General features: G+C 75.2%; 14 protein-coding genes and 1 pseudogene. 12 read left to right on the plus strand and 3 right to left on the minus strand.

The features are described from left to right. Window positions 1-142 precede the first annotated feature (142 nt). Window positions 143-529 carry a DUF485 domain-containing protein gene (locus FE251_RS00970; protein ID WP_139072748.1) on the plus strand — a complete coding sequence of 129 codons (387 nt, stop codon included), beginning with the start codon at window positions 143-145 and terminating at the stop codon, window positions 527-529. Next, entirely contained in the window at window positions 529-2,112 is a 1,584-nt protein-coding gene (locus tag FE251_RS00975; RefSeq protein ID WP_139072749.1) for a solute symporter family protein, read from the plus strand. The genes FE251_RS00970 and FE251_RS00975 overlap by 1 nt, the downstream gene beginning before the upstream one ends. Before the next feature lie 68 nt (window positions 2,113-2,180). Here FE251_RS00975 and FE251_RS15390 read toward each other — a convergent pair whose 3' ends face one another. Then, on the minus strand, window positions 2,181-3,440 hold the full coding sequence (locus FE251_RS15390; protein ID WP_168202607.1) for a hypothetical protein: 1,260 nt from the start codon (window positions 3,438-3,440) through the stop codon (window positions 2,181-2,183). 75 nt (window positions 3,441-3,515) lie between these two features. Then, complete coding sequence (locus FE251_RS00985) at window positions 3,516-4,295, minus strand: HAD family hydrolase (protein WP_139072751.1); 780 nt, start codon at window positions 4,293-4,295, stop codon at window positions 3,516-3,518. A 152-nt stretch (window positions 4,296-4,447) separates the two neighbouring features. Here FE251_RS00985 and FE251_RS00990 point away from each other — a divergent pair, with 152 nt between their 5' ends. The 9 genes and pseudogenes from FE251_RS00990 to FE251_RS15900 all read left to right on the plus strand — a co-directional run. Further along, window positions 4,448-5,989, plus strand: a complete 1,542-nt coding sequence (locus FE251_RS00990; RefSeq protein ID WP_139072752.1) for a sodium-dependent transporter — start codon at window positions 4,448-4,450, stop codon at window positions 5,987-5,989. Next, on the plus strand, window positions 5,986-6,138 hold the full coding sequence (locus tag FE251_RS00995; protein ID WP_139072753.1) for a methionine/alanine import family NSS transporter small subunit: 153 nt from the start codon (window positions 5,986-5,988) through the stop codon (window positions 6,136-6,138). Before FE251_RS00990 ends, FE251_RS00995 begins: the two co-directional genes overlap by 4 nt. 157 nt (window positions 6,139-6,295) lie before the next feature. Further along, window positions 6,296-7,291 (plus strand): septum site-determining protein Ssd, encoded by a 996-nt coding sequence (ssd, locus tag FE251_RS15755; RefSeq protein ID WP_230976490.1) that lies wholly within the window; start codon window positions 6,296-6,298, stop codon window positions 7,289-7,291. Then, a complete protein-coding gene (locus FE251_RS01000) occupies window positions 7,288-8,433 on the plus strand; it encodes a TadA family conjugal transfer-associated ATPase (RefSeq protein WP_230976491.1) in 1,146 nt (381 codons plus the stop codon). Before ssd ends, FE251_RS01000 begins: the two co-directional genes overlap by 4 nt. Next, entirely contained in the window at window positions 8,430-9,122 is a 693-nt protein-coding gene (locus FE251_RS01005; protein ID WP_168202608.1) for a type II secretion system F family protein, read from the plus strand. The genes FE251_RS01000 and FE251_RS01005 overlap by 4 nt, the downstream gene beginning before the upstream one ends. Next, the gene (locus tag FE251_RS15395) at window positions 9,119-9,667 is read left to right on the plus strand and encodes a type II secretion system F family protein (RefSeq protein ID WP_168202609.1); all 549 of its coding nucleotides are present in this window, start codon (window positions 9,119-9,121) and stop codon (window positions 9,665-9,667) included. Before FE251_RS01005 ends, FE251_RS15395 begins: the two co-directional genes overlap by 4 nt. Window positions 9,668-9,674: 7 nt before the next feature. Continuing rightward, the gene (locus FE251_RS16050; RefSeq protein ID WP_407925291.1) at window positions 9,675-10,016 is read left to right on the plus strand and encodes a DUF4244 domain-containing protein; all 342 of its coding nucleotides are present in this window, start codon (window positions 9,675-9,677) and stop codon (window positions 10,014-10,016) included. A 1-nt stretch (window position 10,017) separates the two neighbouring features. Then, the gene (locus FE251_RS01020; RefSeq protein ID WP_139947451.1) at window positions 10,018-10,407 is read left to right on the plus strand and encodes a TadE family type IV pilus minor pilin; all 390 of its coding nucleotides are present in this window, start codon (window positions 10,018-10,020) and stop codon (window positions 10,405-10,407) included. After that, window positions 10,404-10,778 (plus strand): annotated as a pseudogene (locus FE251_RS15900) (Rv3654c family TadE-like protein); the annotation flags it as partial. The gene FE251_RS01020 and the pseudogene FE251_RS15900, both read left to right, overlap by 4 nt. A 70-nt stretch (window positions 10,779-10,848) precedes the next feature. Here the strand turns inward: FE251_RS15900 and FE251_RS01030 are convergent. After that, the gene (locus FE251_RS01030) at window positions 10,849-13,260 is read right to left on the minus strand and encodes a DEAD/DEAH box helicase (RefSeq protein WP_139947452.1); all 2,412 of its coding nucleotides are present in this window, start codon (window positions 13,258-13,260) and stop codon (window positions 10,849-10,851) included. 224 nt (window positions 13,261-13,484) lie between these two features. Between FE251_RS01030 and FE251_RS01035 the strand changes: the two genes are divergently transcribed. Next, the gene (locus tag FE251_RS01035) at window positions 13,485-15,794 is read left to right on the plus strand and encodes a sodium-translocating pyrophosphatase (protein WP_139947454.1); all 2,310 of its coding nucleotides are present in this window, start codon (window positions 13,485-13,487) and stop codon (window positions 15,792-15,794) included. The last annotated feature ends 33 nt before the right edge of the window (window positions 15,795-15,827 follow it).

The raw sequence follows: 15,827 nt of genomic DNA on the forward strand, positions 1-15,827 counted from the left end.
TCGGCACGTCCCCGAAATGTACCCGCCCGGCCCGGTTCGTCCCATCCGCCTCCGCGGTGCGGGTGGGCACCGACCCTCTGCGCCCTGGTACCTTGCCGGTCGGTCACGGCGTCGTGACCTGTGTCACTGAGAAGGGGGAAACATGACAGGTGACCCGAAGGGTCAGCAGCCGCACGGGGGCGCACCGCCCGCCGCCGGCGTCGGGGGGCCGGCCCAGGTGACCCCGGAGGAGTTCCGGGCGGTCCAGGGGTCGGCGGAGTTCGCCGGGCTGCGCAGCAGCTTCCGCGCCTTCGCCTTCCCGATGACCGCCGCGTTCCTCGTCTGGTACCTGGCCTACGTCCTGCTCTCGACCTACGCGGAGGGCTTCATGTCCACGCCGGTGGTCGGCAACCTCAACCTCGGGCTGCTCGTCGGCCTGGGCCAGTTCCTCAGCACGTTCCTCATCACGTGGGCCTACGTGCGCCACGCGAACCGGTCCCTGGACCCCGTGGCCTCCCGGCTGCGGGCCGAGCTGGAGGGGGATGCCTGATGGACGTCGGCAACCCCTGGGTGAACATCGGGATCTTCCTCGTCTTCGTCGTCGTCACCCTCGTCATCGTCATCCGGGTCTCCCGCACGACGACGTCGGTCGGCGACTTCTACCACGGCGGCCGCAGCTTCTCCGGCCGGCAGAACGGCGTCGCCATCGCCGGCGACTACCTGTCCGCGGCCTCGTTCCTCGGCATCGTCGGTGCCGTCGCGCTCTACGGGTACGACGGCCTGCTCTACTCCGTGGGCTTCCTCGTCGCCTGGCTGGTGGCGCTGCTGCTCGTCGCCGAGCCGCTGCGCAACACCGGCAAGTACACGATGGCCGACGTCCTCAGCTTCCGGATGCGCCAGCGCCCGGTGCGCACGGCGGCGGCCACCTCGACCCTGGCGATCACGTTCTTCTACCTGCTCGCCCAGATGGCGGGTGCGGGAGCGCTCGTCTCGCTGCTGCTCGGCGTGGACAGCAAGGCGGGGCAGTCGGCCGTCATCGCCGTCGTCGGCGCGCTCATGATCGTCTACGTGATGATCGGCGGGATGAAGGGCACCACCTGGGTGCAGATCATCAAGGCGGTGCTGCTCATCGCCGCCGTCGGTGTCATGACCGTGTGGATCATGGCCGTCAACGGCTTCAACCTCAGCGAGCTCCTCGGCCGGGCGGTGGACTCCCACCCGGACGGCACCGCGATCCTCGAGCCGATGCTCCAGTACGGCACCTCGGGGACGACGAAGATCGGCTTCGTCTCCCTCGCGATCGCGCTCGTCTTCGGCGCCGCCGGTCTGCCGCACGTGCTCATGCGCTTCTACACGGTGCCGACCGCCAAGGACGCGCGGAAGTCGGTCGTCTGGGCGATCGCCCTCATCGGCTTCTTCTACCTGTGCACCCTCGTGCTCGGGTACGCGGCGACCTACCTCGTCGGGGTCGACACGATCCGCAACGCGCCGGGCGGGTCGAACGCCGCCGCCCCGGCGCTGGCCTACGAGCTCGGCGGGACCCTGCTGCTCGGCATCGTCGCCGCGGTCGCGTTCGCGACGATCCTCGCCGTCGTCGCGGGCCTCACCATCACCGCCTCGGCGTCCTTCGCCCACGACGTCTACAACGGCGTCCTCAAGGAGGGCAAGGCCACCCCGGAGAACGAGGTCAAGGTGGCGCGGCGCACCGCCGTGGTCATCGGGGCGATCTCCATCCTCGGCGGCATCCTCGCCGCCGAGCAGAACGTCGCGTTCCTCGTCTCGCTCGCCTTCGCGATCGCGGCGAGCGCCAACCTGCCCTCGATCCTCTTCTCGCTGTACTGGAAGCGGTTCAACACGCGCGGGTCGACGTGGAGCATCTACGGCGGGCTGTTCAGCGCGCTGATCCTCATCGCGTTCTCGCCCGTGGTCTCCGGCTCGGAGACGGCGATGATCTCGGGCGTCGACTTCGCGTGGTTCCCGCTGACGAACCCAGCGATCGTCTCCGTGCCGCTGGGCTTCTTCCTCGGCTGGCTCGGCTCGGTCACCTCGAACGAGCACGACGAGGCAAAGCAGGCCGAGATGGAGGTCCGGTCGATGACGGGGGCAGGCGCCGAGCGCGCCGCCGGTCACTGACCAGGCCACTGGGAACGCGAGAGGGCCGGTGCGAGGGAATCCCCGCGCCGGCCCTCTCGTCGCCGGTCTCAGGCGGTCTCGACGACGCGGGTGACCTCCCGGCGGCCCTTGCGGCGCGCGCCGTGGGAGACGACGCCGACGAGGACGAGGGTGAGGCCGGTGACGACGAGCCGGCCGGTGGCGCCGGAGGCGACGAGGTGGTGGGCGACGTTCCCGCCGAAGTCGCCGAAGCGGTCCAGCCAGGTGACGACGGGCTCGAGGATCTCCTGCGTCCACGTCGGGGCGGCGAGGAACGGCACGCCGAGGACGACGACGAGGATGCCGGTGACGATCGCCCCCACCGAGCTCCACCGCGCGGCGAGGAGGACGACGGCGAGCACGAGGAGGCCCCCGGCGAGCTCGAGCAGCGCGGCGATGTTGAGGTTGCCGGTGTCCCACGGGTTGCGGGCGGGCAGCGTGAGGCGCGCGCCGGCGTCGGCCAGCAGGTACCAGGCCACGGGCGTGAGCAGCAGGGTCACGAGGATGGTGAGCACGTGCGCGCCGGCCCGCGACGGCGGGCGGGTGACGGCCGTCGTCCCGTCGAGGACGACGTCGCGGCGGCTGCGGCCCGTGGGTTCGGCGGCCGGGGTGGACGAGGTGGTCGCGGCGGCGCCGGCCCCTCCGATCCAGGCGCCCGACGACTCGTCGCGGGCGTCGTCGTCGGCTGTCGTGGGCGTCTCGTCGGCGGCGAGCGGCACCTGCGTGGTGGGGGCGGCCTCATCGACGGGACGGCGCTCGCCGGTGAGGTAGCCGGCGCTGTGGTGCTCGGCCAGGCCGGAGCGGGGCACGGGGCGCTCGGCCTCGTGGACGCCGGGCTCGCCGGCCTCCCGGATGTCGAAGGTGCTCGTCACGGTCGAGTCCGGGTCGACGTCGCGGCCGGGCTCGGGCCCCTCGGCCGGGACCGGACGGGTGTCCTGCTCGTCCCACCGTGGCTCGGGCCCAGGCCCGGACAGGGCCGGGTCGGCCGGCACGGCGTCGTAGGCAGGCGCGGCGTCGTAGGCGGCGGTGTCCTCGGGCGGCGCCGGGTCGTAGGCGGCGGTGTCCTCGGGCGGCGCCGGGTCGTAGGCGGCGGTGTCCTCGGGCGGCGCCGGGTCGTAGGCGGCGGTGTCCTCGGGCGGCGCCGGGTCGTAGGCGGCGGTGTCCTCGGCCGGCTCGTCGTTCACGGCGGGCTGCACGGCCGTCGGCTCCTCGTAGGGGCTGTCCGGCTCGGCCGGGCGGCCTGCCTGGTCCGTGCCCGGGGGCTCGGCCGGCTCGTAGGGGTTCTCGCGCTCACTGGGCTGGTTCGACACGTCGGCCTCCTCGGTCTGCGGTCCTCAACGTAGCGAGAGAGGGCCGGGAGGCGCGGGGCGGCGCGCCGAGAGGGGTCAGGCCCGTCGCCGGCCGGTCCTCCGGGCGAGCACGAGAGCGAGGGCAGCGGCGAGCGTGAGGGCGGCCGCCACGGGCACCCGGCGCCGGGGGCGCAGCCGCACGGGGCGGGTGAAGTCCCGGACCTGCCAGCCGTTGGCGGCGGCGTGCCGACGCAGCGCGCGGTCCGGGTTGACCGCGACGGGGCGGCCGACGGCCTCGAGCATCGGCAGGTCGGTGATCGAGTCGCTGTAGGCGTGGCTGGAGGCGAGGTCGTAGCCGCGCTCCTCGGCGAGCTCACGGATCGCGCTCGCCTTCGTCGGTCCGTAGGCGTAGAACTCCAGCCGGTCGGTGAAACGCCCGTCGGCGACGACGGGACGGGTGGCGATGACGTGGTCCGCGCCGAGGAGCCCGGCGATCGGCCGGACCACCGCCTCGCTCGAGGCCGAGACGATGACGACGTCCTCCCCGGCGGCCTGGTGGGCGGCGATGAGCTCGACCGCCTCCAGGTACACGACCGGCCGGATGTACTCCTCGAGCGCGGCCGCGACGACCGCCTCGGTGTGCGCGGCGTCCCAGCCGTGGGAGATCTTCGCGAGGCGGTCCTTCATCCGCTCGGTCTGGTCGTGGTCCGCGCCGAAGGAGAGGTAGCCGAGCTGGGCGTGCAGCCCGCGCAGCGCCCCGGTGCGGGTGAGCAGGCCGCCGTCGAGGAAGGCGCGGGACAGCGCGAAGGACGACGAGCCGGCGATGACGGTCTTGTCCAGGTCGAAGAACGCCGCCGGGCGTGGTGTGCGTGTCACAGGGCCTCCCCGCCCGAGCCTAACCGGAGCCCGGGCCTGGGACTTCCGCCCTCTCGTGTCCACCAGGTGAGACCTACTCTCGGCGTGAACGGTCGCCTATGGCTACATTCGCGGGCACCACCGGCCGCGGTGGGCGATCGAGAGGGGTAGCGATGACAGAACGGACGAGCGCGCCCGCCCGCGAGCAGTGGACGGGACAGTACGGCTTCATCCTCGCGGCGATCGGCTCCGCCGTGGGGCTCGGGAACATCTGGCGCTTCCCCGGGGTGGCCTACGAGAACGGTGGGGGTGCCTTCCTCATCCCGTACATCGTCGCCCTCCTCACCGCGGGTATCCCGATCCTCCTGCTCGACTACTCCCTCGGGCACCGCTACCGCGGCTCCGCGCCGACCGTCTTCCGCCGCCTGGGCCGCAGGTTCGAGCCGCTCGGCTGGTTCCAGGTGGCGATCTCCTTCGTCATCGCGACGTACTACACGGTGATCATCGTCTGGGCGATCCGGTACATCGGGTTCTCCGTAGACCTCGCCTGGGGCGACGACCCCACCGGCTTCCTCATCGGCGACTTCCTGCGCTACAGCGGCCCCGGCCTGAGCACCGACTTCGTCGGCGGCATCTTCTGGCCGATGCTCGTCCTGTGGGTCATCACCCTCCTCGTCCTCGGTCTGGGCGTGGCGCGCGGCCTGGAGCGGGTCAACCGGATCTTCCTGCCGCTGCTCGTCATCCTCTTCGCGATCATGGTCGTGCGGGCACTGTTCCTCGAGGGCGCCGCCGAGGGCCTCAACGCCTTCTTCACCCCGAACTGGGAGGCGCTGAGCGACCCCAACGTGTGGATCGCCGCCTACAGCCAGATCTTCTTCTCGCTGTCGATCGCCTTCGGCATCATGATCACGTACTCGAGCTACCTGCGCCGCCGCTCGAACGTCACGCCCACCGGCTTCGTCGTCGCGTTCGCCAACTCCTCCTTCGAGCTGCTCGCGGGCATCGGCGTCTTCGCCACGCTCGGGTACATGGCCGCCCAGCAGGGCATCGGGGTGGGCGAGCTGGAGAACCTCACCGGCGTCATGCTCAGCTTCGCGACGTTCCCGCAGATCGTGTCGATGATGCCGGGCGGGCCGATCTTCGGGATCCTCTTCTTCACCTCGCTCACGCTCGCAGGCTTCACGTCCCTCATCTCCATCCTCCAGGTGGTCTCCGCCGCCTTCCAGGAGAAGTTCGGGCTCAGCCGTGTCCAGGCGACCGTCTACATCGGCGGGTTCGCCGCGGTCATCTCTCTCGCGCTGTACTCCTCCACCTCCGGCCTGGCGATCCTCGACACGGTGGACAAGTACACCAACGAGGTGGGCGTCGTCGTCTCGGCGATCCTCACCTGCATCGTCGTGACGCTCGGCGCCCGCAAGCTGAGCGAGCTGCGGGCCCACCTCAACGCCGTGTCCACCGGCCACGTCGGCCGGTGGTGGAGCCTGCTCGTGGGCATCGTTGTCCCGCTCGCGCTGCTCGGCATGCTCGTCTCCAGCCTGCGGACGCTGTTCGCCGAGCCCTACAGCGACTACCCGTGGACCTTCCTCACGATCGCGGGCTGGGGCACCGTCGGCCTCATCGTCGTCGCGGCCGTGTTCCTCACCCTCGTCCCGTGGCGTCGTCCGGTGGACGAGTTCACGCCCGAGCCGCCCGTCCTCCAGGAGGTGGGTCGATGACCCCGCTCGCCATCACGTCCATGATCATCGCCATGCTCGTCATCTGGGGCGGGCTCGTCGTCGCGGTCACCTTCCTCGCGCGCAACCCGCTCCCGCCGGAGGACGACGACACCGCTCCCGGGTACGACCGCACCTCGCCCACGCGGTAGGGCCGCGGGCCGCCTGCGGAGGCGGCCCGCGCTCCTGGCGGTCGGGGTTTGTCCCCAGCACACGCCCGCGGCGCGGCGCTCCCCAGGGGCGCCGCGCCGCGCCCGTCGGTGACCCGCCCCGGGGGATCCTCGGAGCGAGCCGAGGCGGAGGGGCACCATGGGCAACGAGCGGGCAGCACTGCGGTCGGGCGACCGGCACGTCGTCGAGCGGGTGCGCCGGCTGTGCGCCCTCGCCGGGCTCGCGCTCGACGTCCTGCCACCCGGGAGCGACCCGCCGGCCGCCGCCGTCCTCGTCGACGACCGGACCGACCCCGTCGGTCCCTCCTGGGTGCATGCCGCCGGGACCACCCAGGTGGTGGAGCTCGGCCCCGAGCCGGGCATGCTCCACCTGCCGGAGGACGCCGAGACCCTGCTCGGTCTCCTCGGGCGGGCGGCCGCACCGCGCCGGGCCCGCGTCGTCGGCGTCGTCGGCGCGGTCGGCGGCGTCGGTGCCTCGGCGCTCGCCGCCGCCACGGCACGCCTGGCCGTCCGCGCCGGGCACACGAGCGCGCTCGTCGACCTCGACCCCGCCGGTGGCGGGTTCGACGTCCTCCTCGGCATCGAGCACGACGCCGGGCCACGCTGGGCGGACGTGCTCGGGGAGCGCGGGGGCTTCCCGCCGGACCGGCTCGTGGCCGCGCTGCCGACCTGGCACGGCGTGCGGGTCCTGTCCTCCGACGTCCGCGGCGGGGTCGCCCTCGCCGACCAGGTCGCGCTCGACGCCGTCGCCGCGCTCACCCGCGCCGCGGACGCCGTCGTCCTCGACCTGCCGCGGGCCGTGCTCGCCCCGGACGCCGCGCCCGACTGGCTGACCCTGTGCGGCGCCGTCGTGCTCGTCACCGGCTGCGACACCCGGTCGGCGGCCGCCGCGGCCGCGGCGGCGGGCCGGCTCACTGGTCGTGCGGCCCACCTCGTCGTCCGGGGGCCGGCGAGCGGCAGCCTCCTGCCCGGCGACGTCGCGGAGGCCACCGGGCTGCCGCTCGGCGCGGTGATGCGTCCCGAGCGGGCCTTCACGGCGGGCGTCGAGCGCGGGCTGTCGCCCGGCGACCAGCGCCGCGGCCCGCTCCTGGCCACGGCGCGGCGCCTCCTGCGCCCGCTCGGACTGGCCTCGTGACCACCGTCCCCGAGCTGCGCGCCGCCCTCGCCCGGGCCCCGACGCGCGGCGTGACCGTGGGCAGCGCGGTGGCGGCGAGCGCGCCGGTGGCCGCGCAGGGGTGGCGGGCGCTGCTCGACCTCGAGGCCAGGGCCCGCGCCGAGCTCGTCGGCGCCGGCCCGCTGCAGGACCTCCTCGAGGACCACAGCGTCACCGACGTCCTGGTCAACGGTCCCCGCGGCGTGTGGGTCGACCGCGGTCGCGGTCTCGTCCGCACCGGGCTCGACCTCGGGCAGGAGACCGACGTGCGGGCCCTGGCCGGCCGCCTCGCCGCGGCGTGCGGGCAGCGGCTGGACGAGGCGTGTCCCGTCGTCGACGGCGCCCTGCCCGACGGCACCCGGCTCCACGCCGTCCTGCCGCCGCTGTCCGCCGACGGCACGCTCATCAGCCTGCGCACCCAGCGCGGCCGGGCGCTGTCCGTCGCCGAGCTCGTCGCGGGTGGGACCGTCGCCCCGGCGCTCGCCGACGTCCTGCGCGGACTCGTCGCCACCCGGGCGAACGCCCTCGTCAGCGGGGCTGCCGGGGCCGGCAAGACGACGCTGCTCGCCGCCCTGCTGTCCACCGTGGGACCGCACGAGCGGATCGTGTGCATCGAGGAGGCCGTGGAGCTGCGGCCGGACCACCCGCACGTCGTCCACCTCCAGGTGCGCCGGCCGAACGTCCAGGGCGTCGGCGGGGTCGACATGGCAGACCTCGTCCGGGCGGCGATGCGGATGCGGCCCGACCGGCTCGTCCTCGGGGAGTGCCGCGGGGCGGAGGTCCGCGAGGTGCTCGGCGCCCTCAACACCGGCCACGACGGCGGCTGGGCCACCGTCCACGCCAACGCCCCGGCCGACGTCCCCGCCCGGCTCCTCGCGCTCGGGTCGCTCGCCGGGCTGGGGGAGCACGCCGTGGCGGTCCAGGCGGTCAGCGCCCTCGACGCCGTCCTCCACGTCAGCCGCACCGACGGCGCCCGGCGGCTCACGGAGATCGGCGTGCTCACCCGGCGGGACGGTGACCTCGTGTGCGACACGGCGCTGCGGGTCACTCCCCGGGGCGAGGTCCGCGAGGGCCCGGCGTGGCCGGCGCTCGCCGACCGGCTCGACCGCCGGGAGTCGCCGTGAGTCCCGCCCTGGCGCTCCTCCTCACCGCGCTCGCCGTCCTCGCCCGCGTGCCGGGCCGTCCCCCGCCCGGGTGGACCCGCCCCGTGGGCCCGGTACGGCTGCCGCAGGTGCGGCGGCGACGCCCGCCCGACCTCGCCGTCGTCGTCACCGAGGTGGCGAGCAGGCTGCGTGCCGGTGCCCCGCCGGCGGAGGCCTGGGCGCACGCCGTCGACCGTGCCCTGGGACCGAGCGGGGAGCCGGGCGACGCGCTCGTCCGGCTCGAGCGCCGGTGTGCGCGCGACCCGCGCACCGCGGGCGCCGTGCGCACCGTGGTCGCCGCCGACCGGCTCACCGAGGAGCTGGGCGCGCCGCTCGCCACCGTGCTCGACCGGTGCGCCGCGACGCTCACCGAGGCCGAGCAGGCCCGCGACGCCCGGCGGGTCGCGCTCGCCGGCCCTCGCTCGACGGCCCGCATCCTCGCCGGTCTGCCGCTCCTGGGCCTGCTGCTCGGCGTGGGGCTCGGCGCCGACCCGTGGGGAGCGGCGCTGGACGGGGGCTGGGGGACGGCGAGCGTGCTCCTCGGGCTCGGCCTGCTCCTCGCGGGCCGCCGCTGGACGCGGGCGCTCGTCGGCGCCGCGGAACGGCCGTCCGGCGCGGGTGGGCGACGCGCGGCCCGCCGTGCGCGACTGCCGGCCAGGTCCCTGCCGTGAGCCCGGTGCTCCTCGTGGTCCTCGCGCTGCTCGCGGCGGCCGGGTGGGCGGCGCCCCGCCCCGGCCCTCAGCGCCCGGGGCGCCGCCGCCCGCGACGGGTGGTGGCGGCCGAGGAGTGCGACCCGGCCGTCCTGCTCGACCTCCTCGACGTCGCCCTCGCCGCCGGGACGTCGGTCCCCGGCGCCCTCGAGGCCCTCGGTTCCGCGGTCGCGCCCGACCCCGCGGCCGGGCCCCTGCGCGCGGCGGGTGCCTCGCTGCGGCTCGGCGGCGGCTGGCGGGAGGCGTGGGAGCCGTGCCCGCCGCAGCTCCTCCCGCTCGCCGAGGCCCTGGAGCCGGCCTGGAGTGACGGCGTCGACCCCTACCCGCTCGTACGGCAGGCGGCGGCGACGATCCGCTCCCGGCGCCGCCGGGACTCCCAGGAGGCTGCCGAGCGGCTCGCCTCCCGGCTCGTCCTGCCGCTCGGGCTGTGCTTCCTGCCCGCGTTCGTGCTGCTGGCGATGGCGCCGGTGCTGCTCTCCGGAGTCGGGGCGCTCCTCGGCCCCTGAGTGCGCCATTGGCCCACAGCGCGGCGCCGGGCCACCGCCGCCCACAACAGCGGGTCCGGGCCCGGCGGGCCCCGCGCCGCGGGACACACAGTGGGCCCGAGCCGGCTGGCAGGCAGCCGACCGACGAAGGGAGAGCATCATGCGTTGGGCACGAACCGCGCGACGGGCGCTGGAGACCCGCTGGCGCACGCTGCGGCGTACGGCCGAGGCAGGCATGGCGACGGCCGAGTACGCGATCGCCACCCTGGCGGCCGCGGGCTTCGCCGGGCTGCTCCTGCTCATCCTGCGCAGCAACGAGGTGCGCGGCTTCCTCCTCGGCATCATCCGCCAGGCCCTGCAGGTGGGGTGAGATGCGCGCCGGTGCGGGGCGGCGTCCGCACCGACCGCGCGCCCGGGAGGAGCGCGGCTCGGTGACCGCCGAGCTCGCGCTCCTCCTCCCCGCGGTCGTCGTCGTCCTGCTCGTGTGCCTCACCCTCGGGGCGTCGGTCCTCGGTCAGGTGCGGTGTGCGGACGCGGCGCGGGCCGCCGCCCGGGCGGCGGCGATCGGGGAGCCGGCCGCCGTCGTGGCGGCCGTGGCGCGCGAGCTCGCCGGGCCGGAGGCCGACGTCACGGTGGCCGAGGACGGCGGCTGGGTGGAGGTCCGGGTGAGCCGGCAGGTCGCCTCGGACGTGCCCGGCCTCAGCGGGCTGCGCGCGGCGGCTGCGGCGCGGGCGTGGGTCGAGCCGGGGACCGGCCGGTGAGCGCACGCCGGGGCCGGGGCCGGGGCCACCGGGTCCGCCCGAGGACCGCCGGGCGGCTGCGGGACGAGCGCGGGTCGGGGACGGTGCTCGGCCTGGGGCTCGTCGCCGTCGTCCTCGTGCTCGTCGTCGGGGCGGCGTCCCTCGGCCGGGTGGTCGCCGCCCGCGGGACGGCGCAGGTGGCGGCCGACCTCGCCGCGATCGCCGCCGCGCAGCGGTGGCACGGCCCGGGCGGGGGCGACCCGTGCGCGCTCGCGGCCGAGGTCGTCGCCGCGCACGGCGCCCGGCTGGAGCGCTGCGACCTCGGCGGGCAGGACGTCACGGTCGTGGCCGCGCGGGAGGTCGGGCCCGGGCTCACCGCGCGCGCGGTCGCCCGCGCCGGCCCTGCCGGGCGGAGCATGAAGGCAGGTCCGCGCCGGGCGCCCGGGACGCGGTCGCCGGTGGTCAGTCGGGGCAGGCGGCGACGAGGAAGCGCAGCACGCGCACCGCCGCGGCCTTGTCGAGCGGGGAGTTGCCGTTGCCGCACTTGGGCGACTGCACGCAGCTGGGGCAGCCGTCGGCGCACGCGCAGCCGGCCACCGCCCCGAGCGTCGCGCGCAGCCACTCACCGGCGGCCCGGAAGCCCCGCTCGGCGAAGCCCGCACCGCCCGGGTAGGCGTCGTGGACGAACACCGTCGGCAGGTAGGTGTCGGCGTGCAGCGCGGTGGACAGCCCGCCGAGGTCCCACCGGTCGCACGTGGCGACGATGGGCAGCAGGCCGATGGCCGCGTGCTCGGCGGCGTGCAGCGCGCCGGGCAGCACGTCGGGACCCACCCCCACCGCGGCGAGTGCGTCGGCGTCCACCGCCCACCACACCGCGCTCGTGTGCAGCACCCGCTCGGGCAGGTCGAGCGGGTAGGAGCCGACGATGTCCAGCCCCGGTACCCGGCGCCGGTCGTAGCCGGTCACCCGCGAGGTCACCTCGACCGCGCCGCGGGACCAGCGGACGGTGGCCCCGCCCGGGTGGGACCACTCGGCGTGCTCCTGCTCGTCGATGATCCGCACCGTCGTCGAGCTGCGCGGCTTGGTCCGGTAGGAGACCTCCGGCTCGGCGTGGACGAGGGCGACGTCGTCGGCGAGCGAGTCGACGACGAACGTGCGGCCCTGGTGGACGTACACCGCCCCGGGGTGGACGGTCGCGTCGGCGCGCGAGCCGTCGACCGTCCCGAGCACCGTCCCCGTCCCGCTCTCGACGACCTGCACCGGCTGCCCGCCACCGCCGCGCAGGTCGGTGAGGGAGGAGGGGGACTCGGGGCGGGCGAGGTTCCAGAACCAGCCTCTGGGGCGGCGGCGCAGGAGGTCCAGCGAGACGAGGTGGCGCAGCAGCGCGTCGTCGGTGAGCCCGAAGCGCGGCAGGTCCGCCTCGGTGAGCGGCACCTCGGCGGCCGCCGCGCACAGGTGCGGGGCGAGCACGTACGGGTTGGCCGGGTCGAACGTCGTCACCTCCACGGACTGCCCGAACACCGCCTCCGGGTGGTGGACGAGGTAGGCGTCCAGCGGGTCCTCCGAGGCGACGAGCACCGCCAGCCCGTCGCGCCCCGCGCGCCCCGAGCGGCCGGCCTGCTGCCACATCGACACGCGCGTGCCCGGCCAGCCGGTCATCACCACGGCGTCCAGGCCCGAGACGTCCACGCCCAGCTCCAGCGCGTTCGTCGTCGCGAGCGCGAGGAGGTCCCCCTCGCGCAGGGCGCGCTCGAGCTCGCGGCGCTCCTCGGGCAGGTACCCGCCCCGGTAGGCCGCCACCCGGTCGGCCAACCCGGTCCCCACGAGCTGGTGCTGGACCTGCTCGGCGACCGCCTCGGCGCCGTAACGCGAACGGACGAACGCCAGGGTGCGCGCCCCCGAGCGCACGAACCGGGCGACGAGCGCCGCGGCCTCGCTCGCGGCGCTCCGGCGCGGCCCGGCGTCGTCGATCTCGGCCTGGTCCTCGGGCAGGTCCACGCCCTCACCGGGCCACTCGCGGCCCTCGCGGGTGAGGCCCGGCTGCCACAGCGCGATCGTGCGGGTCCCGCTCGGGGCCGTGTCCTCGACGACCGCGCTCACCTCCGCCGGGTCCACCCCGATGAGCCGCGCGCCGGTCGCCGCCGGGTCGCCCGTCGTCGCCGAGGCGAGCACGACCGTCGGGCGCGCGCCGTAGTGCTCGGCCACCCGCAGCAGGCGTCGCAGCACGGCCGCGACGTGCGCGCCGAGCACCCCGCGGTAGGCGTGGCACTCGTCGACGACGACGAAGCGCAGCCCGCGCATGAGGCGCTGCCAGCGCCGGTGGCTCGGCAGCATCGAGAAGTGGAGGAAGTCGGGGTTGCTCAGCACGATGTCGGCGTGGTCACGGGCCCAGTCGCGCTCGGTGAGCGGGGTGTCGCCGTCGCACGTCGTCGCCCGCACGCCGCGCAGGCCGGCGGCGGTCAGCAGCCGCTCCAGGCCGGCGAGCTGGTCGGCCGCCAGCGCCTTCGTGGGGGAGAGGTACAGGGTGGTCGGGCGCCGGGTGTAGCCGGTGATCCGGCCGGCGTCCGGTCCCGCGGCTGCCTCGGCGCCCTGGCGCACGGCGCTGATCGCCGGTAGCCAGGCCGCGAGCGACTTGCCCGAGCCGGTCGCCGTCGCGATGACCGTGTGCCGTCCGGACCAGACCGACTCCGCCGCGGTCACCTGGTGCTCCCACGGCGCCTCGACCCCCAGACGCCGGTAGCCCGCCACGAGGTCGGGATCGGCCCACGCCGGCCACGGCGCGGTCCGCCCCGGTCGCGCCGGCACCCGTTCGACGTGCAGCAGCCTCCCGTCGTCCCCGCCGAGCCGGCGCAGGAGGGGAAGGAGGTCGTTCACCTCCCCATCATCGCCGACCGGGGAGGAGGTGCGCGTCCCGGCGCGGTACCGGAGAAGGAGCCGTCCTCGTCCGAGAGCGGGATTCTGTGCGCGCGGTGCGGAAGGGGGTCGGCAGGCCGTGCCGGGATGCGTAGACTCCCGCTGTCACTGGCGACCAACGGGTCGCACGAACCTCACCGTCGCGACCGTCGTCGTGCGCGCCGGTGCGCTGCCGAGGAGGGCGGATGCTCGTCGAGCTGAGTACGTCAAGTCTCGTGATCGCGGGGGTGATCGCGGGGATAGCGGTCCTCGCCCTGGGCGTCGCCGTCGTCCTGCGCCGCCAGGTGCTCGCCGCGGACGAGGGCTCCCCGCGGATGCAGGAGATCGCCCAGGCGATCCAGGAGGGCGCCAGCGCCTACCTCAACCGCCAGTTCCGCACCTTGGCGATCTTCGTCGTCGTCGTCTGCGCGCTGCTCTTCCTCCTGCCGGGTGACGGGGGGATCAAGGTCGGCCGCGCCGTCGCCTTCGTGCTCGGCGCCGGGTTCTCCGCCGCGATCGGCTACCTCGGCATGTGGCTCGCCACGCGCGCCAACCTGCGGGTCGCCGCCTCCGCGCAGCACCCCGACGGCCGCCGCGAGGGCGCCCGCATCGCCTTCCGCACCGGCGGCGTCGTCGGGATGTGCGTCGTCGGCCTCGGTCTGCTCGGTGCCGCCGGCGTCGTCCTCGTCTTCCGCGGCGACGCGCCCGCCGTGCTCGAGGGCTTCGGCTTCGGAGCCGCCCTCCTCGCGATGTTCATGCGCGTGGGCGGCGGCATCTTCACCAAGGCCGCCGACGTCGGCGCCGACCTCGTCGGCAAGGTCGAGCAGGGCATCCCCGAGGACGACCCCCGCAACGCCGCGACCATCGCCGACAACGTCGGTGACAACGTCGGTGACTGCGCCGGCATGGCGGCCGACCTCTTCGAGTCCTACGCCGTCACGCTCGTCGCCTCCCTCATCCTCGGCAAGGCCGTCTTCGGCGAGCAGGGCATGATCTTCCCGCTCATCGTCGCCGCCATCGGCGCGATCGTCGCCGTGCTCGGCGTCGCCATCACCCGGGTGAAGGGCGACGAGGACGGCCTCACCGCGATCTACCGCGGCTTCTACCTCTCCGCCCTCGCCGGCGTCGCGCTCGCCGCCGTCGCCGCGTTCGTCTACCTGCCGTCCACCTTCGGGGCGATCGACGGCGTGAGCGCCGAGCTCCTCGACCACACCGGGGACCCGCGGGTCATCGCCGCCGCCGCCGTCGCCATCGGCGTCGTGCTCGCCGGCGTCATCCTCTGGCTCACCGGCTACTTCACCGGCACCACCTCCAAGCCCACGCTCCACGTCGCGAGCACCTCGCGCACCGGCGCGGCCACCGTCGTCCTCTCGGGCATCGGGGTCGGCTTCGAGTCCGCCGTGTACACCGCCGGCATCATCGCCGCCGCCATCTGCGGGGTCTTCCTCCTCGCCGGCGGCTCGGTGTGGCTCTCCCTGTTCCTCGTCGCGCTCGCCGGGTGCGGCCTGCTCACGACGGTCGGCGTCATCGTCGCCATGGACACCTTCGGGCCGGTCTCCGACAACGCCCAGGGCATCGCCGAGATGTCCGCCGAGGTCAGTGCCGAGGGGGCGCAGATCCTCACCGACCTCGACGCCGCCGGGAACACGACCAAGGCCATCACCAAGGGCATCGCGATCGCCACCGCGGTCCTCGCCGCGACGGCGCTCTTCGGCTCCTACGCCGACGCCGTGGCCACCTCGCTCCAGGAGATCACCGACTCCGGCACCGAGCTCGCCGGCGGCATCGTCACCTCGATGCTCAGCTACGAGATCATCTCCCCGGTGACGCTCGTCGGTGTCATCCTCGGCGCGGCCACGGTGTTCCTCTTCTCCGGCCTCGCGATCGACGCCGTCACCCGCGCGGCCGGCGCCATCGTCTTCGAGGTGCGCCGCCAGTTCCGCGAGCACCCGGGCATCATGACCGGTGAGGTGCGCCCCGAGTACGGCCGCGTCGTGGACATCTGCACCCGCGACTCCCTGCGTGAGCTCGCCACCCCCGGCCTGCTCGCGGCGTTCGCGCCGATCGCCGTCGGCTTCGGCCTGGGCGTCGGACCGCTCGCCGGCTTCCTCGGCGGCGCGATCGGGGCCGGTGTCCTCATGGCCGTGTTCCTCGCGAACGCCGGCGGCACGTGGGACAACGCGAAGAAGATCGTCGAGGACGGGCGCTACGGCGGCAAGGGCTCCGAGGCGCACGCCGCCGTCGTCATCGGCGACACCGTCGGTGACCCGTTCAAGGACACCGCCGGCCCGGCGATCAACCCGCTCATCAAGGTGATGAACCTCGTCGCGGTGCTCATCGCCCCGGCGGTCGTCCACATGAGCGTGCCCGCCGACGCCAACCACGTCCTGCGCATCGGCGTGGCGAGCCTCGCCGCGGCCATCGCCTTCGGCGCCGTCATCGCCTCGCGGGTGCGCGCCGCGAAGGTCGACGCGGAGAACGAGAACCGCGCACGGGTCGCCGCCAAGGCCGGCTGACCCCTCGCCCGCTGCCCCCACGGCCTCACCGGC

Origin of the sequence: Georgenia wutianyii (assembly GCF_006349365.1) — a bacterium.
GTDB lineage: Bacteria > Actinomycetota > Actinomycetes > Actinomycetales > Actinomycetaceae > Oceanitalea > Oceanitalea wutianyii.

Coding starts and splice junctions, on each gene's coding strand:
- FE251_RS00970 (WP_139072748.1), top strand. CDS start 143: ATGACAGGTGACCCGAAGGGTCAGCAGCCGCACGGGGGCGCACCGCCC.
- FE251_RS00975 (WP_139072749.1), top strand. CDS start 529: ATGGACGTCGGCAACCCCTGGGTGAACATCGGGATCTTCCTCGTCTTC.
- FE251_RS00990 (WP_139072752.1), top strand. CDS start 4,448: ATGACAGAACGGACGAGCGCGCCCGCCCGCGAGCAGTGGACGGGACAG.
- FE251_RS00995 (WP_139072753.1), top strand. CDS start 5,986: ATGACCCCGCTCGCCATCACGTCCATGATCATCGCCATGCTCGTCATC.
- ssd (WP_230976490.1), top strand. CDS start 6,296: ATGGGCAACGAGCGGGCAGCACTGCGGTCGGGCGACCGGCACGTCGTC.
- FE251_RS01020 (WP_139947451.1), top strand. CDS start 10,018: ATGCGCGCCGGTGCGGGGCGGCGTCCGCACCGACCGCGCGCCCGGGAG.
- FE251_RS01035 (WP_139947454.1), top strand. CDS start 13,485: ATGCTCGTCGAGCTGAGTACGTCAAGTCTCGTGATCGCGGGGGTGATC.